The sequence below is a fragment of the Cupriavidus sp. 01L415 genome, from assembly GCF_056400065.1.
This window is the reverse complement of record NZ_JBFTSP010000006.1, coordinates 169,660-193,859: the sequence shown is the minus strand read 5'-3', so window position 1 is coordinate 193,859 and position 24,200 is coordinate 169,660. Positions and strand designations below refer to the sequence as shown.

The window sequence follows — 24,200 nt, the reverse complement described above, 5'->3', positions numbered from 1 at the left end:
CGCTGACGTAGCGATTTGTCCAGTTTGCTGGCTTTTCGTTGACGCGGGTCTTGACCAGAATTCAGTCACGGACACCCCAACAACGAGGAGAGCCACCTTGACTGATCGCCCCACCATCCTGCTGGTCGCACCGACCTTCTACGACGTTTCCTACAGCATCAATCCGTGGATGGATCCCGATGCCTGGGCGCGCGATCCGCGCGGCATGCATCGCCATGCCATGACGTCATTCCAGGCCTTGCGCGACGCGCTCGACGCTTCTGGCTTTGCGGTCGAAGTCGCCGACGGTGCGCCGGGCCAGCCCGACATGGTCTTCCCGGCCAACGCCGCCGTGGTGCTCGATGGCAAGGCCGTGCTGGCGCGCTTCCGCTATCCGCAACGCCGGGGCGAGGAGGCCCCGTTCGAAGCGATCTTCGAAGGTCTTCGCGCACGCGGCCTGATCGACAGCGTGGTCACGCTCCCCGAGGGCTGCTTCCAGGAAGGTGCGGGCGACTGCATCTGGGATGTGCAGCGCGGCCATTTCTGGGCCGGCTTCGGGCCGCGCTCGTCGCGCGAGGCGGCCGATGCCATGTCGAGCCACTTTGGGCAGGAAGTCGTGGCACTCGAATTGGCCACCGCGCAGAGCTATCACCTCGATGTCTGCTTCTGCCCGCTGGCGGGCGGCGAGGTGCTCTACTACCCGCCGGCTTTCTCCGAGGCATCGCTGCAAGTGATCCGCGCCCGCGTGCCGGCCGGCTTGCGCATCGAAGCGAGCGTGGACGATCTGCGCCACTTCAGCGTCAACGCCGTCAATCTCGACGACCACGTCGTCATGACATCCACCACGCCGCATTTGCGCGCCGAGCTGGGGCAGCGCGGCTATCGGCTGCACGAGGTCGACCTGTCGCCGTTCATGCTGTCCGGCGGTGGCGCGTATTGCATGACGCTGCGCCTCGACCGCTCCAGCATGGCGGCCCGGCGCGCCGTGGCCGCATGAAGCAAGGAGCCGATCATGAAAGAAACGGCAATGACCCGGTTTCTCGATGCAAACGATGTGGCCGCGCTCGTGCGTGGCATCGGCGTGCAGCACGCGATCATGCAGATGGCCGACTACGTGCGTCAGGACTTCCTGCGCTGGAACGCGTTTGAAAAATCCGCCCGGCTGGCCAGCCATTCGCCGGTGGGGGTGATCGAACTGATGCCGGTCACCGACGGGGTGCAATACGCGTTCAAGTATGTCAACGGCCATCCTCGCAACGCGCTGCATGCGATGCCGACGGTGATGGCGTGCGGCGTTCTGGCCGAGGTGCGCACCGGCTTTCCGCTGCTGCTGGCCGATCTGACGCTGGCCACGGCACTGCGCACGGCGGCCACCTCCGCGCTGGCGGCCCGTGCGATGACACAAGCGGGGGCGCAAGGCGCACGGACCATGGCGCTTATCGGCAACGGCGCGCAGGCCGAGTTCCAGTCCCTGGCCTTCCATGCCTTGCTTGGCGTGCGCGAGATCCGCGCCTATGACATCGACCCGGAGGCCACCGCGCGGCTGGTGCGCAATCTGGCCAGCGTGCCGGGGCTGACGATCACGCCGGCCACATCAGTGCAGCAGGCGCTGGCGGGCGCGCAGATCGTCACCACGGTCACGGCCGACAAGACGCGCGCCACGATTCTCACGCCGGAGATGATCGCCCCCGGCATGCACCTGAACGCCGTGGGCGGCGACTGCCCGGGCAAGACGGAGCTGCATGTCGATATCCTGCGCGGCGCGCGCATCGTTGTGGAATACGCGCCGCAATCGCGTATCGAGGGTGAGATCCAGCAGTTGCCGGATGCACCGGTCAGTGAGCTGTGGGAAGTCCTGTCGGGTGCCGCACCGGGCCGCGTCGACGCGAATGAGGTGACTATCTTCGATTCGGTGGGGTTTGCGCTGGAGGACTATTCGGCGCTGCGCTGGCTCCATGCCGCCGCGCATGCGCGACACGCGGGCCGGCACATCGAGCTGGTGGCGATGCCGCCCGATCCGCGCGATCTTTATGGCTGGATGATGACGCCCGACGCACCCGATGCGCACGGCGCCGCTATCCAGACCGCCGCAGTGCTCGAAGCATAGGAGGTCGTTTCAAAAAGAACCTGGCGTCGTTGCGCGGCCTTGCCGTACTACTTGTACTGTCTGCGGCCGCGCGCCTAGCCAGGACCGCTTCGCTTCATTTTGAAACAACCTCCAAGGGGGCGTGGCGAGTGAACGGGGCACATACTTAAGTATCGGCGCCACACATATGAACGGCCCGGGCGCAATGTCCGGGCCGCGAGGGGTTGGCACGACGCCGTGCCGGCAGGTGCCGGGCTCAGACGCCCGCGCGCCCCATCATCAGCTGCGCGCGCAGGAAGCCCTTGATCTCTTCCAGCGACGGTGTCTTCAGGAAGACCATGATGCCCCATTGCTGCAGCGCGTCGGCCACGCCGTCATAGGCCTGCCGATTCGTGATGACCGCAAAGATCACGCGCTGCCGTGCGAAGAAATTCTGCAGCTTCTCGATCGTGGCGGATTCCGCATCGTTGAGCTCTTCCACGTAGTAGAGCACCACGCGCGGCCTGGCATCGATGGACATGATGACGGTGTCGACCACATCCTCCAGCACCTGGGTCTTCAGCGGGAGCGACCACTTGCCGAGCTGGGTGCTGATGCGTTGCGCTTCCTGGTGATTGGGGTGGAACACCACCAGGTCCAGGTCATGCTCGATGGCCGTATCGGGCGTCGAACGGCTTGCCAGCAGGCGATGGACGGTTTCCTTGTGGATGCGCCGATGGCCGCCGTTGGTTTTCCACGCGCCCAATTCCCCGCGTTCGACCATTTTCTGGACGGTGCCGAGCGATACATTGAGAAGTTTTGCCGCAGTGCGTGTGCTGTAGTAGGGCTTGTCAGCCAGTTCCGGATCCAGTTTCATCCATTCACCCGTAGTGTCGTTCAGCAGCATGGCGCGACGCGCACGCCCCGTGACGCCCTCGGACGCGCCACGCCGGTTGATCCGGGCTGCCGGATTTTTACTGACCCTGCTGCTTGCGACCTGCTCCCCGGCCGGTCTTTGTTGCTTTGCATTTCATTGTGGGCGTGGCGCGGAGTCGGGCCCCGTGCACGCCATCGGTGCCGGCGGTCTGTGCCGCCTGGTCTCTGCCGCGCCAACCTCGCCCGGCAGTCCGAATGCCAATAGTAAGGTGTCAGGACGAATCGTCGCTACAGGGAAAGCAATGATTCGAGTCACACTTTTGTTGTTTAACGTACATCAGGCAGGTTGCGTGGACAGTGTCACGATGAACGTCATGCCTGAACATTGCAGATTGAGTTGTTTCAGAGACAGTGGCGGCGCGTCACCAGTTCCCCCAGCTCCCCAAAGCTACCCCCCAGCTCCCCATCCGGCAGGCATTTGGCCTCTCCGCGACGCCCGCCGGCCATCATCGTCATGACAGTCCGTACTTGCGGACCTTGTCGAACAGCGTGGTCTTGGCGACGCCCAGCGCTTCGCCCGCGCGCGTCAGGCTGCCGTCGTGCCGCCGCAGCGCATCGGCGATCAGCGCGCGCTCGAACTGCTCCACGGCCTGGGGCAGCGGCAGGGCGGCGGGTGCGGTGCTGCCCTGGCCCGGGTCGCAGCCCAGACCCAGCACGTGGCGCTCGGCGAGGTTGCGCAACTCGCGCACATTGCCGGGCCACGGGTAGGCCACCAGCGTCGCCAGTTCCGCCGGCGTGGCGGGCAAGGCCTCGCGCTCGAAGCGCAGTGCCGCCTGGGCGACGAAATGCTCGAACAAGAGCGGCACATCCTCGCGCCGCTCGCGCAGCGGCGGCAGTTCCAGCGTCACCACATTCAGCCGGTAGTAAAGGTCCGCGCGGAACTGGCTGGCATCGGCAAGTGCGCGCAGATCTGCCTTGGTGGCCGCCACCACGCGCGCGTTGACCGGCACCGGCTGGTTGGAGCCAAGGCGCTCCACCACCCGTTCCTGCAATACGCGCAGCAGCTTGATCTGCATCGGCATCGGCATGCTCTCGATCTCGTCGAGAAACAGCGTGCCGCCTTCCGCGTGCTCGATCTTGCCGATGCGGCGCTTGGCCGCGCCCGTGAACGATCCGGCCTCGTGGCCGAAGATCTCGGATTCGAACAGCTGCTCCGGCAGCCCGCCGCAATTGATCGGCACGAAATGCCGCGCACGCCGGCCGCTGGCCTCATGCAGGCAGCGCGCCACCAGTTCCTTGCCGGTGCCGGTCTCGCCGTGGATCAGCACGTTGGCCGCCGTGTCGGCGAGGTCTGCGATCATCTGCCGCAACCGGTCGATGGCCGGCGAATGGCCGATCAGCCGGGCCGCCAGCGTCTCGCGTCCCGCCAGCCGCGCGCGCAAGTCCGCCACCTCCAGCGCCAGCCGGCGCTTCTCCAGCGCGCGCCGGCACGTGGCCACCAGCCGTTCCGGCGAAAACGGCTTCTCCAGGAAGTCGTACGCGCCTTGTTTCATGGCCTGCACGGCCAGCGTCACATCGCCATGGCCGGTGATCATGATGACCGGCAGGGCCGCGTCGCGCCCGACCAGCTCCCGCAGCAATGCCATGCCGTCGGCGCCGGGCAGATGGATGTCGCTGACGACGATGCCGGGATAGCCGGCTTCCACCTCGCGCAGCGCGGCCTCGGCACTGCCCACCGCGCGCGCGGCGATGCCCTCCAGCCGCAATGCCTGCTCGCAGCCGAGCCGTACATCGGGATCGTCCTCGACGATCAGCACCGTCAGTTCAGCCGACATGCCGTGCCTCCTGGCGGGCCAGCGGCAGGGCCAGCGTGAAGCAGGCGCCACCGTCCGGATGATTGATGGCGGTCAGCGTGCCGCCGTTTTCATGGAGGATGCCGGCGGACAGCGTCAGGCCGAGTCCCAGTCCTTCGCCCGCCGGCTTGGTGGTGAAGAACGGCTCGAACAGCCGCGCGAAGGCAGACTCCGACAAGCCGGGCCCGTTGTCCCGCACGGTCAGGTGGGCGAGGCCGCCGCTCTCGTAGGCGTGCACCCACAGGCGCGGCGCGGGGCGTCCCGCCAGCGCGTCCAGGGCATTGCTCATCAGGTTGACCAGCACCTGCTCCAGCCGGTTGGGGTCGCAGGCCACGGCCAGGTGTGCGTCGATATCGCGCTCGATCGTCGGCGCCACGGCCACCACGCGCGTCTCCAGCAGGAACAGGGCGTTGTCCACGGCGTCGCCGAGGTTGGCCGAGGCGCGCTGGCCTGCCGCCGGATTGCGCGCGAAGGACTTCAGCGCACCGGTGATGCGGCCCATGCGCTCCACCAGGGCGATGATCTTGCCGAGGTTGTCCTGCGCGGTGGCATAGTCGCCGCGCTCCAGGAACTTGCCGGTGTTGCCGGACAGCGTGCGCAGCGCGGCCAGCGGCTGGTTCAGTTCGTGCGCGATGCCGGTCGACATCTGCCCCACGGCGGCCAGCTTGCCCGCCTGCATCAGCCCGTCCTGGGCCTGGCGCAGGAACGTCTCGGTGCGGGCGCGCTCGGCCACCTCCGCGTGCAACTGCTGGTTGGCGGCCGACAGGTCGGCGGTCCGTTCCGCGACCTTGCGTTCGAGCTCGCTGTTGGCGGCTTCCAGCGCCGCGCGCGCCGCCAGCCGTTCGCTGACGATGCGCCGGCGCACGTTCCATGCGGCCGCCAGCAGCAGCACGAAGGCTGCCACCACGCCGGCCAGCGCGGCGCTGTTGAGCGCCGCCACGCGTGCCTGCGACGTGTTGGTCAGCAGCGTGAGATCCCAGTCGGTGCCGGGGAGTGCGGCATGCTGGGCCAGCATCGGCGGGCCCTGGCGCAACCGCACCAGCGCGTCGCCACCCGGACCAGGCCCGCCGCCGAGCGCACGCACCGTGGACAGGGCCAGCAGCGGCAACGGCGCGCGGTTGTAGTGCAGGTTGCGGTCAAGCTTCTCGCGCAGTTCCGGCGTCAGCGGACGCAGTGCCGCCAGCTTCCAGGACGGGTCGGACGCCAGGATCACCACGCCGTTCTCGTCGGCCAGCAGCATCTGGCTGTCCGCGCCCTGCCAGCGGTTCTCCAGCGGCTCCAGTCCGATCTTGACCACCGCCACGCCGATGGGCTTGTCGCGGTCTCCAAGCGGGGCGGAAAGGTAATAGCCCGATTCGCTGCGTGTGGTGCCCACGCCGTAGAAGCGGCCGAGCTGGCCTTCGATGGCGGTGTGGAAATAGGGGCGGAAGCTCAGGTCTTCGCCCAGGTAGCTGTCCGGGCGCTGGAAGTTGCTGGTGGCCAGCACCTTGCCGCGGGCGTCGAGCACATAGATCACCCGCGTGCCGGCCCGGCCGTTGAGTGCCGCCAGGTAGGCGTTGGCCTGCGCCACGCGATCGGGATTGCCCGGCTGGCGCAGCAGGGCCTCGATGCGCATATCCAGCGACAGCAGGCTCGGCACGTAGTCATAGCGCGCCAGCTCCGACTCCAGCGCCTGCGCGTACAGCCGCAACTGCACCTGGCCACGCTCGGCCTGGCGCGCCAGGGCGGTGTCATAGGTGTACCGGTAGCCGAGCCAGCCCGCCATGCCCACCAGCGCGGCGAGCGCCAGCAGGGCGAGGAGCGGGCCGGCGCGACGCCACATCGTGGCAGGAGCCGCGTCGTCTTGGGCGCGGGCGTCGGCAGGGGAAGGCAGGGGGCCGTTCATGAGGGATTCGGTGAAGCCGGTGGCAATGCCGCCGTGTGGCGCGCGGGGCGTTTTCTTGCCGCCGCGTGTCGCCGGGATCGCCGGCGCAAGGGTGCGCCGGCGCCACCGGCAAGGCTGACGTTTTACCATACCCCGCGCCGCCTCCACCCCAAAACGCAAAAAGGCCCGGCTGCCTGATCGGCAACCGGGCCCTGGCACGCCTGGCAGCAGCTTACTTGCTGGCCAGGACCTGAACGGGTGTCAGGCCGGTGTTGCTGTCCGGGGAGGTGTCGTCCTCATCGGATAGTTCCGGCGCGCCGATCGCGCCCTCGCTTTTGGCGACGACGGTCGTGGCAATGGCATTGCCAAGCACATTGGTCACGGTGCGGCCCATATCGAGGATATGGTCGATGCCCAGCACCAGCAGGATGCCGGCTTCCGGCAGCCCGAACATCGGCAGCACGGCCGCCACCACCACCAGCGAGGCGCGCGGCACGCCGGCGATGCCCTTGCTGGTGACCAGCAGCACCAGCAGCATGGTGATCTGCTGCGTCAGCGACAGCTGGATGCCGTACACCTGCGCCACGAACAGCGCGGCGAACGAGGTGTACATGATCGAGCCGTCCAGGTTGAACGAGTAGCCCAGCGGCAGCACAAAGCCGGTGATGCGCGGCTTCACGCCGAAGCGGGTCAGTTGCTCGATGACCTTCGGGTACGCCGATTCGCTGCTGGCCGTGGCAAAGCCGATCATCAGCGGCGCGCGCAGCTGGCGGATCAGGCGGAAGATGTCGCGGCCCAGGAAGAAGTAGCCGCCGGCGATCAGCGCCACCCACAGCAGCGCCAGCGCCAGGTACAGGCTGCCCAGCAGCTTGGCGTAGACGGTCAGCACGCCCAGGCCCTGCGCGGTGATGACGGCGGAGATGGCGCCGAACACGCCGACCGGCGCGAAGGCCATCACGTAGTTGGTCACCTTCAGCATCACGTGGCCCAGGCCATCGATGCCTTGCAGCACGGGCTTGCCCACGCCGTCCTTGACGGTGCCCAGCGCAAAGCCGAAGAACAGCGAGAACACCACGATCTGCAGGATCTCGTTGGTGGCCATCGCTTCCACGAAGCTCTTGGGGAACATGTGGGCGATGAAGTCGCGCAGGTTCAGCGCGCCGGTTTTCAGGCTGGACGCGGCGTCGGCGGCCGGCAGCGGCAGGTTCATGCCGTGGCCCGGCGCCAGCAGGTTGGCCATGACCAGGCCCAGCAGCAGCGACGTGATCGACGCGGCCAGGAACCATGCCATGGCCTTCAGGCCGATGCGGCCCACGGCGCGGCCATCGCCCATGCCGGCGATGCCCGAGACCAGCGTGGCGAAGACCAGTGGCCCGATGATCATCTTGATCATCCGCAGGAAGACGTCGGTCAGGATGGAAAGGTGATCCGCGATCGATTTCGCGGTGGCGGCGTCGGGCGCCAGGTGGTGCGCAGCGGTGCCGGCCAGCACGCCAAGCAGCATCGCGATGAAGATCAGCGTGGGAAGTCGTTTCATTGTCATCGTGGGTACATCCTCCTTTGTACTTCGCGTGAGCCGCGCCGGGTGGGGGCAGGCGTGGCGTCCTCTGTTGCCCTGACGGCCGCGCCTAGGTTTGCACGAGGCGTGCCAGCGCTGGCACCCTCGGATACAGATGTAAGCCGATGAATACAAAGGGGATTTGCGAGTGACGAAAACGCGCCGTTCGGATTTCCGGACTTACGAACGCAAACGCCGTCCGGAAATCCGAACGGCGTTTGGTGAGGCGGTAAAGCGTTGTAACGACCCGGTCACCCAGGCGGTGAGGTCAGGCGTCGGGCGCGCCGGCCGGCTGGCTCTCGCAGATGTCCAGGAAGGCTTCCAGCGGCATCGGGCGGCCGATGACGTAGCCCTGCGCGTAGTCCACGCCGATGGCGCGCAGTGCATTCAGGGTTTGCTCGTTCTCGACCGATTCGGCGACCGTGCGCACACCCAGGCGGTGGCCGATGTCGTTGATCGAGCTCACGATCTCGCGGTCCACCACGTTATCGGCCAGGTGACGGATGAAGCTCCCGTCGATCTTCAGGAAGTCCACCGGGAACTGCTTCAGGTAGGCAAACGACGACAGGCCGGCGCCAAAGTCGTCGAGCGCGACCGTGCAGCCGGCGCTGCGCATTTCCGCCACCAGACGGCTGGCCGCGGCCATGTTGTTGATCAGCGCGGTCTCGGTGATTTCCAGCCGGATGCGGTGTGCCGGCAGCACGGAATCCTGCAGCGCGGCGTGCAGGAACGGCAGCAGGAACGGTTCCCCGAGCGAGTTGGCCGACAGGTTGATGGCCACCGACAGCCCCGGCACCGCGGCCAGACGGTCGCCGTAGCGGTGCAGCACCGTGCGGATCACCCAGCGGTCGATATGGCCCATCAGGTCGTAGCGCTCGGCGGCCGGGATGAACGCGCCGGGCATGATGAGCGCCCCTTGCTCGTCGACCATGCGTACCAGGATCTCGATATGACACGTGTGCTCCTGGTCCGGCCGCAGCGCGCGGATTTCCTGGGCGAAGAGCCGGAAGCGGTTGCCGTCCAGCGCCGAGTGGATGCCCGCGGCCACTTCCAGTTCACGATGGTGGCGCCGCGCATCGCTTTCGTCGCGACGGTAGACCGACACCCGGTTGCGGCCGGCGGCCTTGGCGGCGTAGCAGGCCACGTCCGCGCGGCTCATCAGCTCGCCCACGGGCGGCGCGTCGTCGTCGATGGCGGCGATGCCGATGCTGGCCCCCACGTCATAGACGCGGCCATCCCACGGAAAGCGCCGCTCGCGAATCGCGTCGATGACCTTCTGGCAGACGTGTTCGGCGTGGTCGACGGAGCAGTCCTTGAGCAGCAGGGCGAACTCGTCGCCACCCAGGCGCGCCAGCAGGTCGTCGGGCCGTACGTGATGGCGGATGACATAGCCCAGCTCGCGCAGCAGCACGTCGCCGGCGCCGTGTCCGGCCGTGTCGTTGACGATCTTGAAGCGGTCCAGGTCGATGAAGCACAGCGCGGCGCGGTGGCCATGCAGGCGGGCATTCTCGCTGGCTTCGCGCAGGCGCTTTTCGAACCAGGCGCGGTTGGGCAGCCCGGTCAGCGCGTCATGCGTGGCGGAGTGGGCCAGTTCACGCTGGAGCGCGCGGGACGTGGTGATGTCCTGGAACACCAGCACGGCGCCCAGCACGCTGCCGTCGTTGGTCAGCACCGGTGCCGCGGAGTCCTGCACATCGTGGCGCTCGCCCGTCAGGCTCTGCAGCACGGCGCCTTCCTGCAGGTACGCGGGACGCAGTGTTTGCAGGCATTGCTCGACCGGGCTCGGGATGCTGCCGCCCGTGATCTCGTCGACGATCCGGAAGACCTGGTCCAGTGGCTGGCCCATCGCGGCGTCCAGGCTCCAGCCCGTCAGCTGCTCGGCAATCGGATTCATGAACGTGACGCGCATGATCCGGTCGGTGCAGATCACCGCGTCGCCGATCGAGCGCAGCGTGATGTGCAGGCGCTCCTTTTCCTCGTATAGCTGCGTGGTCAGCCGGCGCTGCTCGGTGATGTCCCAGTTGGTGCCCACCAGCGCGCGCGTCATGCCGCCCTCGCGTCCGCCTTCCTCGTGGCGGGACACCATCGCCATGGCCCGCACGTGCCGGACCTCGCCGGTCGGGCGGACCACGCGGTATTCAGTGTCGAAGCGCTGGATCCCGCGGATGGCCTGGCGCATTTCCGTGCTGACGCGGCTCACGTCTTCCGGATGCAGCATGGCGATCCACTGCGCCAGCGTGGGCGCGCCCAGTTCCAGGGGCGTGCCGTGCAGCGCGTGCATGCGGGCATCCCAGGTAATGGCGGCGTTGGTGAAATCCCATTCCCAGATGCCGACACCGCCAGCCTCCACGGCCAGCTGGGTGCGGCGCGCGAACTGTTCCATCTGTTCCTGGGCCAGCTTGCGCAGGTGGATATCCTCCACCTGCGAGATGAAGTGGTCGGGACGTCCGGTGTGTTCGTCGCGCACCAGCGAGACCGCCAGCAGGGCCCACAGATAGTGGCCGTCCTTGTGCCGGTAGCGCTTCTCCATCCGGTAGGTGTCGATCTCCCCCTGCAGCAGTAGCTGGAGATGATGCAGGTCGGCGGCCAGATCGTCCGGGTGGGTCATCTGCTGGAACGGCAGGTCGCGCAACTCTTCGGCGGTGTACCCGAGCAGGTCGGTCATGGCCCGGTTGACGAGCTGCCAGCGTCCGTCCAGCCCGACCAGCGCCATGCCGATGGCCGAGTGCTCCAGCGCCTGGCGAAAGCGGCGTTCGCTGCTGCGCAGTTCGGCGCGGCCCTTGCGGTTCTGCTCGGTCATGAACGCGATGCAGATCGGGAAGACCATGATCAGCGCGCCAGACAGCGGCACGCTGCGACTGGCGATGAACTGCACGCCGGCCAGCAGCGCGAGGGATTCGGTGGCCAGCATGCACACCAGCATCAGCAGCGCCGTGGCGAACGGATTGCTGACGAGCGCCACCACCACCAGCGGCAGCGACATGGCCACGAACGGGTCATGTCCCGCCCTGACGGCCGCCGCGCCGATGGCCACGCAAAGCGCCAGCAGCCCGGCGAGCCGGAAGATCATCTGGCGCCGGAACGTGGCGCGCATGCGCTCGCGCGTGGCCGACACCATCAGCGGCAACAGCATCACCATGCCCAGGGCGCCCGCATTCCACCAGGCCCACCAGACGCGCGAAAACCGCGTGTCATAAGCCGCCGACAGCACCGCTGCCCCGACCAGACCGCCGAGGGCAGGCCCCACGATGGCCGCCACGCCGAGCGTCAGCGCGAACGTGGCCAGCGCGCCCGACCGGGCCAGTGCGCCCTGGCTTGCCATCATCCGCAACAGCACGGCGGTGCTGCCGATCTCCAGCAGGTTGGCCAGCGACAGCAGCACGGATACACCGACCTGGTCCCGTACCAGCCAGTTGGCCAAGATATTGGCGGCCAGCATGGCAGCCAGCAGCGGCGGGCCCTCCCTGCGCGGGCGGTTCAGCATCAGGCCAAGGCCGAATGCATTGGCCAGCCAGAGCGCTGCCGCGTTGCCCGGCATGCGCGCCAGCCAGATGCCCGCCGATGCCAGCACGAAAAATCCCACGGCCGCCAGCAGCAGCGGGCGCCAGCGGGCTGCGGCTGGCGGCGGCAGGGTGGTCAGGGAAGTCGCGGCCGTCTCGGGCGTCATGTCGTTCGATGTCGATGGCCGCCAAAGGGCAAGCCAGATCTGCTGCCGGCACGGGTGCGATGGCCGCACCCTGCCCAGCGTAGTGCGCACTGTAATCGCGCCAACGGATGTTTGAGTGCGGAGATAGGGGGTGGTGGTGGGCCCTGTTGGGGCTGGCGTTCGGGCGGGATTTTTGGTAGAGGCCCGCCTGGCAGAATCGTGGCGCCAATCGTGACGCCGAATCGTGACGATTACCTGATGCGTAATCGCGCGATGGCCGCCGGGCGCCGATCATGCAGTCATCCCGCATTCGCAACCGCCTTGATAAAGGAGCGCATGATGACCGCAACCCCCGCCAACCCAGCCCTGACCGACCTGGCCGACCGCTACCTGGCCGCGTGGAACGAGACCGATGCGTCACGCCGCCGTGCGTTGATCGGCTGCACCTGGACCGAAACGGCGGTCTACGTGGATCCGCTGATGCGGGGCGAGGGCCATGCGGGCATCGACGCGATGATCGCCGGGGTGCAGGAGCGCTTCCCGGGCTTCCGCTTTACGCGGGTCACGCCGGTGGACGCCCACGGCGAGCACCTGCGCTTTTCGTGGGAGCTGGGCCCCGCCGGCGATGCCGCGCTGGTGGTGGGGACGGACTTCGCCACGGTGTCGGCCGATGGCCGCCTGCAAGGCATGACCGGCTTTATCGACCGCGCGCCGGCCGGCATGGCCTGACGCGGCTCCGAAGGCCTTTCCCGTGGCGCCGCCGGTCTGTACTATCGCGCACAGACCGCGCGGGGGCCCACCGGCTGCAATCACCCCCGGTGCCGCGCGGCAGGCGGCATATCAGGGGATCCCATGGATATCGCGCGATTTTTCCGCATCAGCAGTTCGGCGCTCATTGCCTTCGTCGTGGTCGTGGTCGTGGCTGTCGGCAGCACCTGGTGGTGGGGCGGCCGCAAGCTCGAGCGCAAGATCGATGTCGAGGTCCAGCCGGTCGCCTTCCGCGACGACGCCGCATCCATCGCCCACGGCAAGTATCTCTATGAATCGCGCGGCTGCATGGATTGCCACGGCGTCAACGCCGCCGGGAAGCAGGTTTTCGACGAGCCCAACGGCCTGCGCGTGCGCGCCCCCGACCTGACCACGGCCAATCCCGCCATCGCCAGGTACCAGCCCGAAGACTGGGACCGCGCCATCCGCCACGGCGTGGCGCCATCGGGCCGGCCGCTCCTCATCATGCCGAGCGAGGAATACAACCGCCTGAGCAACGATGACTTCGCCGCGCTGGTCGCCTACGTCCGCAGCCTGCCGCCGGCCAGGGGGCAGCCCGCCGAGATCCGGCTGCCCTGGTTCTTGCGCGGGCTCTACGGTGCCGGCGTGATCAAAGACGCCGCCGAAAAGATCGACCACCGCTTGCCTCCGTCGGCGCCGATCGCGGCGACGGTCTCCGCATCCTATGGCGCCTATGTGGCCAACGCCTGCATGGGCTGCCACGGCGCCGACCTGCGTGGCGGCAATATTCCCGGCGCGCCGCCGGACTGGCCGCCCGCGTCCGACCTGCGCCCGGGCGGGGTGATGAAGCGCTATGCCCAGCCCGGGCAGTTCGTCACCATGATGCGTACCGGCAAGCGCCCGGACGGCACCGAAGTCAGCCGCGTGATGCCAATCGCGTCGTTTTCCAGGATGAATGATACGGACCTCAACGCGTTGTATCTCTATCTGGCCGGGACGCAGCGCCCCTAGTCCTTTGTCGACCGCCGGACCGCCCCACGGCATGCCCGGCCCGGTCTGATCCGGGCCAGCCATGGCAGGCGCATCCACGGCGGCGCCATCACGTCCGTCGCCTCCCATCACCCCGTTTCGCCCCATTGCGGTGCATCCCGCGTGATGTGGACGGTGCAACGCACGAAATCCCGATTTGCACTATTCTCGTTGGGTTCCGCCGGTGGCCAACGATGCCGAATCGCCATCGGCCCGGCGGTCCGCTCGAAAAAAATCTCGACGGGCAAAGTACCCAAGGAGTTGTCCCCGAAATGACCACCCTCACCATCAACGGTAAAACCGTGGAGGTGGACGCCGATCCGTCCACGCCACTGCTCTGGGCCCTGCGCGACAACCTCGCGATGACGGGCACCAAGTTCGGCTGCGGCATGGCCGCCTGCGGCGCCTGCACGGTCCACATCAATGGCCAGGCCACGCGCAGTTGCGTGACGCCGATTTCCGCCGCCGCCGGCAGCAAGGTCGGCACCATCGAAGGCATGCCGGACGACAAGATCGGCCGTGCCGTGCTCGCCGCCTGGATCCAGCATGACGTGGCGCAGTGCGGCTACTGTCAGAACGGCCAGGTGATGAGCGCCGTCGGACTGCTGCGCAGCAAGCCGCGTCCGACCGATGCGGATATCGACCAGGCCATGGCCGGCAACGTCTGCCGCTGTGGCACCTACCAACGGATCCGCGCGGCCATCAAGGATGCCGCCCGGGCCATCGCCTGATCCGGGGGAGCCATCATGCGCATTCGTGACATCGAACATGGCATTGCGGCCCTCGCCGGCGGCAGCGGCATTCATGCGGACCAGCCGGCGAGCGCGGTGCCCGTCGCACCGCTGTCCCGCCGCAGCTTTCTGAAACTGACCGGCCTGGCGGGTGGCGGGCTGGCGATCGGCATCGCGGGCGTGGGTGCCAGCGGCATGGCCCAGGCCCAGGAGGGCGGGGCGGCCAAGCCGCCGTCGCCGCCGCAGGCGTTCCTGATCATCGCGCCGGACAACACCGTGACGATTGCCGTCAATCGGCTGGAGTTCGGCCAGGGTGTCCACACCGCGTTGCCGATGGCGCTGGCCGAAGAGCTGGACGTCGACTGGCGCAACGTGCGCGCGACGCTGGCACCGGCCGGCGACGCCTACAAGGATCCCGCGTTCGGCATCCAGATGACGGGCGGTTCCACGGCGCTGAACCACTCGTTCCAGCAGTACCGCGAACTGGGCGCCCGCGCTCGCGCGATGCTGGTGTCCGCCGCCGCGCAGCAGTGGAAGGTCGCCCCGGCCAGTTGCACCACGTCGATGGGCGTGGTCACGTCCGGGTCCAACCGCGCCACCTATGGCGAACTGGCGCAGGCCGCGATGGGTCTGCCGGTGCCCGCGCAGGTCAGCCTGAAGGACCCGTCGCAGTTCCGCATCGTCGGCAAGCCCACGCCGCGGCTGGATTCGGCTTCCAAGCTGCATGGCGATGCCGTGTTCGGCATCGACACCCGGCTCAAGGACATGGTCGTGGCCGTGGTGGCCCGCCCGCCGCGTTTTGGCGGCAAGGTCAAGTCCTTCAATGCCGACCGCGCCCGCAAGATCAAGGGTGTGGTCGACGTGATGCTGGTGCCCGTGGATCGCGGCGGCACCGGCGTGGCGGTGGTGGCCGACGGCTACTGGCCGGCCAAGACAGCGCGCGAGGCGCTGGAGATCGTCTGGGAAGACGTCGGCTCCACCGTCAGCACGGCCGCGCTGTACGACCAGTACAGCAAGCTGGCCGCGCAGCCGGGCACGGTGGCCCGGGCGCTGGAGGGCGGCGACATCAACACGGCGCTGTCCGGGGCCGCGAAGGTGATCGAAGCCGAGTACCGCGTGCCCTACCTGGCCCACGCGCCGATGGAGCCGCTGAACTGCACGATGCAGGCGGAAGTGGCTGGCAACAAGGCCACCGCCGTGAAGGTGTGGGTGGGCTCGCAGTTCCAGACCATCGACCAGATGGCCATCGCGCGCACGCTGTCGCTGACGCCGGACAAGGTCACGCTCAACACGATGATGGCCGGTGGTGGCTTCGGCCGCCGCGCGGTACCCACGTCGGACTACCTGGTGGAAGCGGCCGGCGTGCTGCGTGCGTGGGTGGCCAATGGCCATGCCGAGCCGCTCAAGGTGATGTGGAGCCGCGAGGACGACATCAAGGGCGGCTACTACCGTCCGCTGCATGTGCACCGCGCTCGCATCGGGCTCGACGCGCAAGGCAAGGTCGTGGGCTGGCAGCACACCATCGTCGGCCAGTCGATCATCACCGGTACGCCGTTCGAGCAGATGATGGTCAAGAACGGCGTGGACGCCACGATGACCGAGGGCATCCTGGAGAACGACTACGCGCTGCCGCTGCAACTGGCCGTGCATCACCCGAAGGTGGATGTGCCGGTGCTCTGGTGGCGGTCCGTGGGCAACACGCATACGGGTTTCGTCAAGGAGACCCTGGCCGATGAAATGGCCACCGCCGCGAAGCAGGACCCCGTGGCATGGCGCATGGCGCAACTCGATGCCAGCAAGCACGCGCGGCATCGCGCCGCGCTGCAGCTGGCGGTGGACAAGTCCGGCTACGGCAAGAAGAAGCTGCCCAAGGGCCATGCCTGGGGCGTGGCCGTGCACGAGTCGTTCGGCTCCGTGGTGGTGTACGTGGTGGACGTGTCGATCGTCAAGGGCGAGCCGCGCGTGCATCGCGTGACCGCGGGCGTGCATGCCAACCGCGTGGTCAACCCCTTGTCTGCCGAGGCGCAGATCCAGGGTGGCTGCGTGTTTGGCCTGGCGATGACCCGGCCCGGGTTTGCCATCGAGATCGAGAACGGGGTGGTGAAGAACAGCAACTTCCCCGACTATCCGCCGCCGCGCATGCCGGACGCGCCGCGCGTGGACGTGTTCTTTGTGCCTTCCGATGACAACCCGACCGGCCTCGGCGAGCCGGGCGTGCCCGCGATCGCGCCCGCGGTGGCCAACGCGCTGTTCCGCCTCACCGGCAAGCGCCAGCGTCAGCTGCCGTTCGTGCTGACAACCTGACGCAAGCAGCAGGCTCGCGTTGCGCACCGGTGATCCGCCGGTGCGCAACGCGCGACCCTTCGGTGCGACCCTTCGGTGCGACCCTTCGGTGCGACCCTTCGGTGCCACCCTTCGGCGCTATCGTTCCCCGCCACCCTCCGCATTGCGCCACGCCTGCACGAAGGCGCGCAGATCGCCCGCCGACGCATCGGTCACGGCCCAGTAGCGCATCCCCCGCGCCGCCCAGGACTCCAGCTGGTATCCCTGGCGCACCCGTTCCCCCAGATCGCCTGAACTGTCGCCCGGCATGACGAACACGTCGACCGGATGCTGGTTGCGCCGGTACACGAGCACCGCCACGCGCTGCCCGTCGATGTAGTCGAGCCGGCCGCCCACCAGCGGGAAGCCCGCCCCGGACAGGTCGCGCACCTCGGGGGCGTAGTCGATGCGGCCGTTGAACCACGGCTTGACGGTGTGCTGGTCGGACGATGCCACGTCGATCGCGCGCGTCGACATCAGTGCGCGCACGTGGCTGGCGACGATGGCGTTGGCGGTGACGTCGCCCGGTGTTTCGCGCTGCGCATACTGGGACAGGCTCAGCCCGACCGCCGCCACCGTGACGACCGCCATCGCGGCATTGGCGGCGGGTGACCATGTGAACCAGTTGCGCCAGCGTGCGGGGGCGGGCGGCGCGGCGAGATCGTCGAAGGTTTCCTGTGGTGCGCCCGGCAGCGCGGCCAGCACGCGCGCGCGCAATTCGGCGGGCGCGCGATGATAGGACGCGCCGTGGCGCGTGGCCGCGCGCAGCGCCTGCAGATTGCGCAGGCTGGTGACGCAGCCGTCGCAGTCCTCGAGGTGTCGCTCCAGCCGCACGCTGTCCGCCGCGCCGACTTCGCCGTCGGCACAGGCCTGCAGCAGGTTCCTCGCGTCATTGCAGTCCATGGCCTGTCTCCCCCGCGGGACGCGCGGCGTTCACGCCCGTATCCGTACCCGAGTCCGCTCCAGTGTCATGACGCGCGGCGCTGGTCGTCGCGCGCGGCGCCGCGTCGTCGCGCAGCGCCACCACCGCGGCGGCCAGCATCCGCCGCCCACGGGCCAGCCGGGACATCACCGTGCCGACCGGAATATCCGCGATGCGGGCGATGTCGCGGTAGTGCAGTTCCTCCAGCTCGCGCAGTACCAGGACTTCGCGGAAAGCCACCGGCAATTGTTCGAGCGCGGCGTGCACCAGCCGGACGTCTTCCTCGCGCAGCAGCCATTGCTCGGGGTCGGTCGGCGATCCGTGCCAGTCGGGCAGCGCCGTGTCGGCTTCCGTCGCCTCGTCGTAGCCGGTCTCGGCCGCCGTCTTGCGCTTTCGCCACGTCGTGAACCAGGTATTGCGGACGATGGCCAGCAGCCACGGCCGTGGCTGGTCGCCCCGGAAGCTGCCGAAAAGCCGGAATGCGCGCAGGAAGGCCTCCTGCACCACGTCGTCGGCGTCGCCCGTGTTGCCGCACAGCCAGCGGGCGAGGTTGTACGCGGCATCCAGGTGCGGCAACACCAGGTCGTCAAATCGGCGGCGCGTGGCGGCGGCGTCCAAGTCAGTCCTTTGGGCGAGGCGTGAGGCGTGGGCGTAGAAGCATGGTGCGTTCTCCGATATACCGGCGCTGCGCCGATTCTATTCCCGTCGTCGCCGTATCTGGCCGATTTTTTTTGCTTCGGGCTGCCGGGCATCCTGCCGGCCGCGAAATCCGGCACCAGATCGTGCACCCAACCGGGAATAACGCGCGACCCCAGCCGGTATGACAGGCACACCCACCTGACGTATGGAGGCAGTCATGCATGGAACCTGGAGTCGGCGCGATGTGCTGCGCCTGGCGGGCGCGGCCGGCGGCGCCGTGTTCGCGTCGGCCCTGCCCGGCTGGGCGGCGGGGCGCGACGAGGATTTCGTCTTCGTCCAGCTGTCCGATGCGCATTGGGGCTTCGAAGGCGCGCCCAATCCCGATGCGCGCGGCACGCTGCCCCGCGCGGTGGCGGCGGTCAACGCGCTGCAGCAGCCACCCGATTTCATCATGTTCACGGGCGACCTGACGCATACCACCGACGATGCCGGCGAACGGCGGCGCCGCATGCGCGAGTTCAAGGAGATCATCGCCCCGCTCAAGGCCGGCGCCGTGCACCTGATGCCCGGGGAGCACGATGCGAGCCTCGACGCCGGCGAGGCGTATCGAGAACTCTTCGGCCCCACGCACTACACGTTCGATCACAAGGGCGTGCATTTCATCGTGCTGGACAACGTGTCGGACCCGGCCGGCCAGGTCGGCGATGCTCAGCGCGCCTGGCTGCGGGAAGACCTCGGCAAGCGGTCGCGCGATGCCCGCATCGTCGTCTTCACGCACCGGCCGCTGTTCGATCTCTACCCGCAATGGGACTGGGCGACGCGCGACGGGGCACAGGTCGTGGACCTGCTGATGCCTTATCGCAATGTCACGGTGTTCTACGGGCATATCCATCAGGAGCACCACCAGATGACCGGCCACATCGCGCACCACGCGGCGCGCTCGCTGATGTTTCCGCTCCCGCCGCCCGGATCGCAACCCAAGCGAGCCCCGCTGCCATGGGACGCCGCGCAGCCCTATCGCGGCCTGGGCTGGCGCGAAGTGACGGCGACGCGGCCGCCCGAGGGCTTTCGCCTCGCCGAGCGGCCCGTCGTGAAGAGTGTCTAAGGAGCCAGCGATGACCGACAAGTTGTCTCGCCGCGCGCTGCTGGGGTGGCTGCTGGCCGCCGCGGTGGCGCCCGTGGTTCGTCATGGCGATGCCGCCGCGCCGCGCGTGATTGCCGTGCGTGCACGCCGCTTCGTCTTCACGCCGGATCGCATCGCCCTGAAGGCGGGTGAAACCGTGTTGCTCGCCATGACCGCCGAGGACGTCGTCATGGGCTTCAGCGCGCCGGACTTCAAGGTGCGCGCCGATCTCCCGCCAGGCCGGACGGTGCAGGTGCCGCTGACGGCGGGCAAGCCCGGCAGCTATGGTTTCCTGTGCGACATCTTCTGCGGGTCGGGCCATGAGAGCATGGGGGGAACCATCGACGTGACGTGATGCGATGTAGCGCAGCACGCCGGCATGGCGCCGCCTTAGTCGCCTTCGCCACCGATGTACTCACGCGTCTTTTCCGCGTGCTTGTCGGTGCGCGGGGGCAGCGGGCGTCCGCTGCGTGCCGCCTTGCGCCGCACGTACCAGTGGTGCGCGCGGTCGAGGTAGAGATAGACCACCGGCGTGCTGAACAGCGTTAGCATCTGCGACACCACCAGCCCGCCGACCATCGCGTAGCCAAGCGGCCGGCGCAGCTCGGACCCGGCGCCGTGCCCCAGCATCAGGGGCAGGCCGGCCAGCAATGCGCACATCGTCGTCATCATGATCGGGCGAAAGCGCAGCAGGCAGGCTTCATAGATGGCGTCGTGCGGCGACATGCCGCGCTCGCGCTCCGCCACGAGGGCGAAGTCCACCATCATGATCCCGTTTTTCTTGACGATGCCGATCAGCAGGATCACGCCGATCAGCGCGATCACCGTGAAATCGTAGCCACCCAGCATCAGCACCAGCAGCGCCCCCACGCCAGCGGAGGGCAGGGTGGAGAGAATCGTCAGCGGGTGGATGTAGCTCTCGTAGAGCAGGCCGAGCACGATGTAGACGGCGATCAACGCGGCGGCGATCAGGTACGGCTGCGATGCCAGCGAAGCGCCGAACGCCAGCGCCGTGCCCTGGAAGGCGCCGGTGAGCGTGCGCGGCCGGCCCATGCCGGCCAGCGCCTCGTTGATGGCCGTGACCGCGTCGCCGAGCGCCGCGCCGCTCGCCAGGTTGAACGAAATCGTCACAGCCGGAAATTGCCCCTGGTGGCTGATCGACAGATAGGCCGTGCGGTTGGTGTCCACCTTGACGAAGGCGGACAGCGGCACCTGCTGGCCCGTAATGGGCGAGGTGAGATAGAGCTTGTCCAGAAGGCGGGGGTCGTCCTGCATTTGCGGCGTGGCTTCGAGAATCACGTGGTAGCTGTTGATCTGTGTGAAGTACTGCGCCACCTGGCGCTGACCAATGGCGTCGTACAACGTGGCGTCGATCAGCGCCGGCGTGATGCCGAAGCTGGACGCGCGCGCGCGATCGATCGTCAGCATCGCCGCGGCCGCCGCGTTCTGCTGGTCCGAGGCCACGTCGGCGAGTTGCGGCAGCTCGCGGAAGCGCGCTAGGACGCGCGGCGCCCAGCTGTTCAGTTCGTCCAGGTTGGCATCGGTCAGCGTGAACTGGTATTGCGTGCGGGACAGTCGCCCGCCCACGTTGATGTCCTGCCCGGCCTGCAGGAAGAGGTTGGCGCCTTCCACCCTGGCCAGCCGGGGGCGCAGCCGGGCGATGACCTCGTCGGCGGTCGCCGTGCGGCCTTGCTCCTTCGGGCGCAGGCTGATGAAGAAATTGCCCGTGTTGACGGTGTTCTGTCCGCCGGTCATGCCCACGGCGGCCACGTCGGGGTCGCTGCGCACCACGTCGGCCAGTGCCACCATGCGCGCATTCATCGACTTGAACGAAGCGTCCTGCGCCGATTCGGCGATGCCGAACAGGAAGCCAGTGTCCTGCTGCGGAAAGAAGCCCTTGGGGATATAGAGGAACAGTGCCACGGTGGTGGCCACGGTCAGCAGGAAGACGCACAGCGTGACGAACTGATGGCGCAGCACGCGATCCAACCCGCGCCGGTAGGCGCCGAGCATCGCGTCGAAGCCCCGCTCGAACCATTGATAGACGCGGCCATGCTGTTCGGCATGCGCCGGGTCGTGGGGACGCAGGAAGCGCGAGCACAGCATCGGCGTGAGCGTCAGCGAGACGAGCACCGACACGGCAATGGTCAGCGTGACGGTCACCGCGAATTCGCGGAACAGCCGTCCGACGATGCCGCCCATCAGCAGCAGCGGGATGAACACGGCCACCAGCGACACCGAGATCGATACGATCGTGAACGCGATTTCGCCCGCGCCCTGCAGGGCGGCCTCCATCGGCGTCATGCCGGCTTCCACGTGGCGATAGATGTTCTCCAGCATCACGATGGCGTCGTCCACCACAAAGCCCACGGCGATGGTCAGCGCCATCAGCGACAGGTTGTCGCGGCTGTAGCCCAGCAGGTACATGCCGCCGGCCGTGCCGAGCAGCGCCAGCGGGACGGTCACGCTCGGGATCAGCGTGGCCGGCAGGTTGCGCAGGAACACGAAGATGATCGCCACGACCAGCACGATGGTCAGGGTCAGCGTGAATTCCACGTCGGCCTCGGACGCGCGGATGTTCTGCGTGCGGTCCGCCAGAACGTTGACGCTGACCGATGCCGGAATCGACAGCTGCAGCCGTGGCAGGGCGGCCTTGATGCGGTCCACCGTGGCAATCACGTTGGCGCCCGGCTGCTTGGTGACCGCGAGGATGATCGCGCGGCCGTTGTGGAAGGTGTTGTCCGCTGGCGCCGCCGCCCCGGCGAAGCCCCAGCCGGCCAGCCGGTTGTTCTCGGGGCCGTCCACGGCCTGGCCGACATCCCGCACGCGCACGGGGGCGCCGTTGCGGTATGCCAGCACCATGTCGTTCCACGCGGAGGCCTTGGTCAGCTGGTCGTTGGTGTAGACGTTGAAGGACTTGGTGGCGCCATCGGTGCTGCCAGTGGGCTGGTTGACCGTGGTGGCGGCGATCACGCCACGGATGTCTTCCAGGCTCATGCCCATCGCCGCCAGCTTGCCCGGGTCCACCTGGATACGCACCGCGGGCTTTTGCTGTCCGCCGATATTGACCAGCCCCACGCCGGCAATCTGCGAGATCTGCTGCGCCAGGATGTTGTCCGCGAAGTCATTGACGGTGGTCAGTGGCAGCGCATCGGATTGCACGGCCAGGACCAGGATCGGCGAGTCGGCCGGATTGATCTTGCGGAACGATGGCGGGCTGGGCAGGTTGGCCGGCAACTGGCCGCCGGCGGCATTGATGGCGGCCTGCACATCCACGGCCGCGGCGTCGATGCTGCGGTTCAGGTCGAATTGCAGCGTGATCTGCGTGGTGCCCTGCGCGCTGGTGGAGGTCATCTGCGCGAGCCCGGCGATCAGCGAGAACTGTCGCTCCAGCGGCTGCGCCACGTTGGACGCCATCGTCTCGGGGTTGGCGCCGGGCAGGCTGGCCGAGACCTGGATGGTCGGGAAATCCACTTGCGGCAACGGGGCGATCGGCAGCAGCGGCCACGCGGCCACGCCCACCAGCAACAGCGCCAGCGCCAGCAGCGACGTGCCGATCGGCCGCTTGATGAAGATGGCCGAAATGCTCATGGGCGCACGCCAGTCGCGGGGGTGGCGGCGTTCGTGGCATTCGCGGCATTCGCGGCGACCACCGGCCCGCTGGCCGCGCCGGGGGCGGGGCGGGCCGGCGCCTCCGCGATCGTCGCGCCGGGCTTGAGCTTGTACTGGCCATCCGCCACGACGCGGTCTCCGGCGCTGACGCCCTTGGCGATGATCGCGCGGGCACCCTGCAGTTCGCCCACTTCCACGGGCTGGAGCCTGACGGTGGCGTCCTGCTGCACCGCGTAGACATAGGTGCCGGTGTCGTTGCGCTGGACGGCCGAGGCGGGGATCGTCACGGCGCGGTCGCGCTGGCCGAGCACCAGCCGCGCGTTGACGTACTGTCCGGGCCACAGCGCGTGCGTGGGATTGGCAAAGCGCGCCTTGAGCTGGATGGTGCCGCTGGTGGTGTCGATCGTATTGTTGACGAGTATCAGGCTGCCCTTGCCGAGTTCGATGTCGCTGACGCGTTCGTTGGCGTAGACCGCCAGCGGCGTGCGGCTGGCCTGCACAGCGCGGTTGATCCGGCCGAATGCATCGTCGGGCAGCGTGAACACCACGTCGATCGGGTCGATCTGGCGAATCACGACGATGCCGGTGGAGTCGGCGGCATGCACGATATTGCCGGGGTCCACCAGCCGCGCACCCACCCGGCCCGCCAGCGGCGCGGTGATGGTGGTGAAATCGAGTTGCACCCTGGCCAGCGCGATCTGCGCCTCGTCGTTGCGCACGGCGGCGGCGAGCTGGCCCACCAGTGCACGCTGGGTATCCAGGGTCTGCTGGGTGGTGGAGTCCTGCTTGATCAGCTGTTCGAAACGCTGCAGGTCCAGCCGCGCGTTGGCCAGTTGCGCCTCATCACGCGCCTTCGTGGCCTGGGCCTGCTGCAGCTGCGCCTGGAATGTGCGCGGATCGATCTGCGCCAGGACCTGCCCGGCCTGCACATCCTGGCCTTCGACAAAGCCCACGCGATCGAGCTGGCCATCGACGCGTGGCTTCACGGTCACCGTGGCCATGGCTTGCACCGTGCCGACGCCGGTCAGGCCGATATCGACATCCTCGGCACGGGCGGTGGCGGTGGTGACAACGATCGCCGGGGCGGCCTTGGCGGCTTCGCGGGGGCTGAGCAGCCTGGCCGCCGGGCCGGCCAGCAGCCAGGCAACGAGTGCCATGGCGATGACGGCAAGGGCGAGCGCGAGCGGCCGCCTGTGGAGGGGAGCAGAAGCGGGCATGGTGGCCTCGGTGGGGGCGCTGCCGCGCGGGGCGG

Annotated in this window: 17 protein-coding genes; 8 read left to right on the top strand and 9 right to left on the bottom strand. The window is 68.2% G+C overall.

Annotated features, from left to right (window positions below):
• Positions 1-97 precede the first annotated feature (97 nt).
• Together AC1DOX_RS13850 and AC1DOX_RS13845 are read left to right on the top strand one after the other, a co-directional pair.
• Positions 98-976: a dimethylarginine dimethylaminohydrolase family protein gene (locus AC1DOX_RS13850; protein ID WP_092136236.1), complete on the top strand. Its 879-nt coding sequence runs from the start codon at positions 98-100 to the stop codon at positions 974-976.
• Positions 977-991: 15 nt separating this feature from the next.
• Positions 992-2,086: an ornithine cyclodeaminase gene (locus AC1DOX_RS13845; RefSeq protein WP_441622369.1), complete on the top strand. Its 1,095-nt coding sequence runs from the start codon at positions 992-994 to the stop codon at positions 2,084-2,086.
• A gap of 235 nt (positions 2,087-2,321) precedes the next feature.
• Here AC1DOX_RS13845 and AC1DOX_RS13840 read toward each other — a convergent pair whose 3' ends face one another.
• The 5 genes from AC1DOX_RS13840 to AC1DOX_RS13820 all read right to left on the bottom strand — a co-directional run bounded on the left by AC1DOX_RS13840 (position 2,322) and on the right by AC1DOX_RS13820 (position 11,862).
• Complete coding sequence (locus tag AC1DOX_RS13840) at positions 2,322-2,921, bottom strand: helix-turn-helix domain-containing protein (protein WP_092136700.1); 600 nt, start codon at positions 2,919-2,921, stop codon at positions 2,322-2,324.
• Between the two features lie 511 nt (positions 2,922-3,432).
• Complete coding sequence (locus AC1DOX_RS13835; protein ID WP_092136240.1) at positions 3,433-4,755, bottom strand: sigma-54-dependent transcriptional regulator; 1,323 nt, start codon at positions 4,753-4,755, stop codon at positions 3,433-3,435.
• Positions 4,745-6,658 carry a sensor histidine kinase gene (locus AC1DOX_RS13830; RefSeq protein WP_441622366.1) on the bottom strand — a complete coding sequence of 638 codons (1,914 nt, stop codon included), beginning with the start codon at positions 6,656-6,658 and terminating at the stop codon, positions 4,745-4,747. The genes AC1DOX_RS13835 and AC1DOX_RS13830 overlap by 11 nt, the downstream gene beginning before the upstream one ends.
• A gap of 211 nt (positions 6,659-6,869) precedes the next feature.
• Complete coding sequence (locus tag AC1DOX_RS13825; RefSeq protein ID WP_092136242.1) at positions 6,870-8,180, bottom strand: dicarboxylate/amino acid:cation symporter; 1,311 nt, start codon at positions 8,178-8,180, stop codon at positions 6,870-6,872.
• A gap of 283 nt (positions 8,181-8,463) precedes the next feature.
• Positions 8,464-11,862 carry a diguanylate cyclase gene (locus AC1DOX_RS13820; RefSeq protein ID WP_441622364.1) on the bottom strand — a complete coding sequence of 1,133 codons (3,399 nt, stop codon included), beginning with the start codon at positions 11,860-11,862 and terminating at the stop codon, positions 8,464-8,466.
• Positions 11,863-12,177: 315 nt separating this feature from the next.
• On the opposite strand from AC1DOX_RS13820, the gene AC1DOX_RS13815 reads away from it, so the two are divergent.
• The 4 genes from AC1DOX_RS13815 (at position 12,178) to AC1DOX_RS13800 (ending at position 16,634) form a co-directional block, all read left to right on the top strand.
• Positions 12,178-12,570, top strand: coding sequence for a nuclear transport factor 2 family protein (locus AC1DOX_RS13815; protein WP_441622362.1), 393 nt, complete (start codon positions 12,178-12,180; stop codon positions 12,568-12,570).
• Positions 12,571-12,693: 123 nt separating this feature from the next.
• On the top strand, positions 12,694-13,581 hold the full coding sequence (locus AC1DOX_RS13810; RefSeq protein ID WP_441622360.1) for a c-type cytochrome: 888 nt from the start codon (positions 12,694-12,696) through the stop codon (positions 13,579-13,581).
• Between the two features lie 290 nt (positions 13,582-13,871).
• Positions 13,872-14,330 (top strand): (2Fe-2S)-binding protein, encoded by a 459-nt coding sequence (locus AC1DOX_RS13805; RefSeq protein WP_441622358.1) that lies wholly within the window; start codon positions 13,872-13,874, stop codon positions 14,328-14,330.
• Between the two features lie 15 nt (positions 14,331-14,345).
• A complete protein-coding gene (locus AC1DOX_RS13800) occupies positions 14,346-16,634 on the top strand; it encodes a xanthine dehydrogenase family protein molybdopterin-binding subunit (RefSeq protein WP_441622356.1) in 2,289 nt (762 codons plus the stop codon).
• Between the two features lie 117 nt (positions 16,635-16,751).
• Here AC1DOX_RS13800 and AC1DOX_RS13795 read toward each other — a convergent pair whose 3' ends face one another.
• Positions 16,752-17,555: an anti-sigma factor family protein gene (locus tag AC1DOX_RS13795; RefSeq protein ID WP_441622354.1), complete on the bottom strand. Its 804-nt coding sequence runs from the start codon at positions 17,553-17,555 to the stop codon at positions 16,752-16,754.
• Complete coding sequence (locus AC1DOX_RS13790) at positions 17,542-18,192, bottom strand: RNA polymerase sigma factor (protein ID WP_441622352.1); 651 nt, start codon at positions 18,190-18,192, stop codon at positions 17,542-17,544. The genes AC1DOX_RS13795 and AC1DOX_RS13790 overlap by 14 nt, the downstream gene beginning before the upstream one ends.
• A 238-nt stretch (positions 18,193-18,430) precedes the next feature.
• Between AC1DOX_RS13790 and AC1DOX_RS13785 the strand changes: the two genes are divergently transcribed.
• Positions 18,431-19,318, top strand: a complete 888-nt coding sequence (locus tag AC1DOX_RS13785; protein WP_441622350.1) for a metallophosphoesterase family protein — start codon at positions 18,431-18,433, stop codon at positions 19,316-19,318.
• Positions 19,319-19,328: 10 nt separating this feature from the next.
• Positions 19,329-19,691, top strand: a complete 363-nt coding sequence (locus AC1DOX_RS13780) for a cupredoxin domain-containing protein (protein WP_441622348.1) — start codon at positions 19,329-19,331, stop codon at positions 19,689-19,691.
• 35 nt (positions 19,692-19,726) lie between these two features.
• Here the strand turns inward: AC1DOX_RS13780 and AC1DOX_RS13775 are convergent, their stop codons facing one another.
• On the bottom strand, positions 19,727-22,927 hold the full coding sequence (locus tag AC1DOX_RS13775; protein WP_441622346.1) for an efflux RND transporter permease subunit: 3,201 nt from the start codon (positions 22,925-22,927) through the stop codon (positions 19,727-19,729).
• Complete coding sequence (locus AC1DOX_RS13770; protein ID WP_441622344.1) at positions 22,924-24,165, bottom strand: efflux RND transporter periplasmic adaptor subunit; 1,242 nt, start codon at positions 24,163-24,165, stop codon at positions 22,924-22,926. The genes AC1DOX_RS13775 and AC1DOX_RS13770 overlap by 4 nt, the downstream gene beginning before the upstream one ends.
• Positions 24,166-24,200 lie beyond the last annotated feature (35 nt).

What these genes read in the sequence shown, in the direction of transcription:
- AC1DOX_RS13775 (WP_441622346.1), bottom strand. Translation starts at nt 22,927, where the DNA reads ATGAGCATTTCGGCCATCTTCATCAAGCGGCCGATCGGCACGTCGCTG.
- AC1DOX_RS13830 (WP_441622366.1), bottom strand. Translation starts at nt 6,658, where the DNA reads ATGAACGGCCCCCTGCCTTCCCCTGCCGACGCCCGCGCCCAAGACGAC.
- AC1DOX_RS13785 (WP_441622350.1), top strand. Translation starts at nt 18,431, where the DNA reads ATGCATGGAACCTGGAGTCGGCGCGATGTGCTGCGCCTGGCGGGCGCG.
- AC1DOX_RS13780 (WP_441622348.1), top strand. Translation starts at nt 19,329, where the DNA reads ATGACCGACAAGTTGTCTCGCCGCGCGCTGCTGGGGTGGCTGCTGGCC.
- AC1DOX_RS13835 (WP_092136240.1), bottom strand. Translation starts at nt 4,755, where the DNA reads ATGTCGGCTGAACTGACGGTGCTGATCGTCGAGGACGATCCCGATGTA.
- AC1DOX_RS13800 (WP_441622356.1), top strand. Translation starts at nt 14,346, where the DNA reads ATGCGCATTCGTGACATCGAACATGGCATTGCGGCCCTCGCCGGCGGC.
- AC1DOX_RS13795 (WP_441622354.1), bottom strand. Translation starts at nt 17,555, where the DNA reads ATGGACTGCAATGACGCGAGGAACCTGCTGCAGGCCTGTGCCGACGGC.
- AC1DOX_RS13815 (WP_441622362.1), top strand. Translation starts at nt 12,178, where the DNA reads ATGATGACCGCAACCCCCGCCAACCCAGCCCTGACCGACCTGGCCGAC.
- AC1DOX_RS13845 (WP_441622369.1), top strand. Translation starts at nt 992, where the DNA reads ATGAAAGAAACGGCAATGACCCGGTTTCTCGATGCAAACGATGTGGCC.
- AC1DOX_RS13825 (WP_092136242.1), bottom strand. Translation starts at nt 8,180, where the DNA reads ATGACAATGAAACGACTTCCCACGCTGATCTTCATCGCGATGCTGCTT.
- AC1DOX_RS13840 (WP_092136700.1), bottom strand. Translation starts at nt 2,921, where the DNA reads ATGAAACTGGATCCGGAACTGGCTGACAAGCCCTACTACAGCACACGC.
- AC1DOX_RS13820 (WP_441622364.1), bottom strand. Translation starts at nt 11,862, where the DNA reads ATGACGCCCGAGACGGCCGCGACTTCCCTGACCACCCTGCCGCCGCCA.
- AC1DOX_RS13770 (WP_441622344.1), bottom strand. Translation starts at nt 24,165, where the DNA reads ATGCCCGCTTCTGCTCCCCTCCACAGGCGGCCGCTCGCGCTCGCCCTT.
- AC1DOX_RS13805 (WP_441622358.1), top strand. Translation starts at nt 13,872, where the DNA reads ATGACCACCCTCACCATCAACGGTAAAACCGTGGAGGTGGACGCCGAT.
- AC1DOX_RS13810 (WP_441622360.1), top strand. Translation starts at nt 12,694, where the DNA reads ATGGATATCGCGCGATTTTTCCGCATCAGCAGTTCGGCGCTCATTGCC.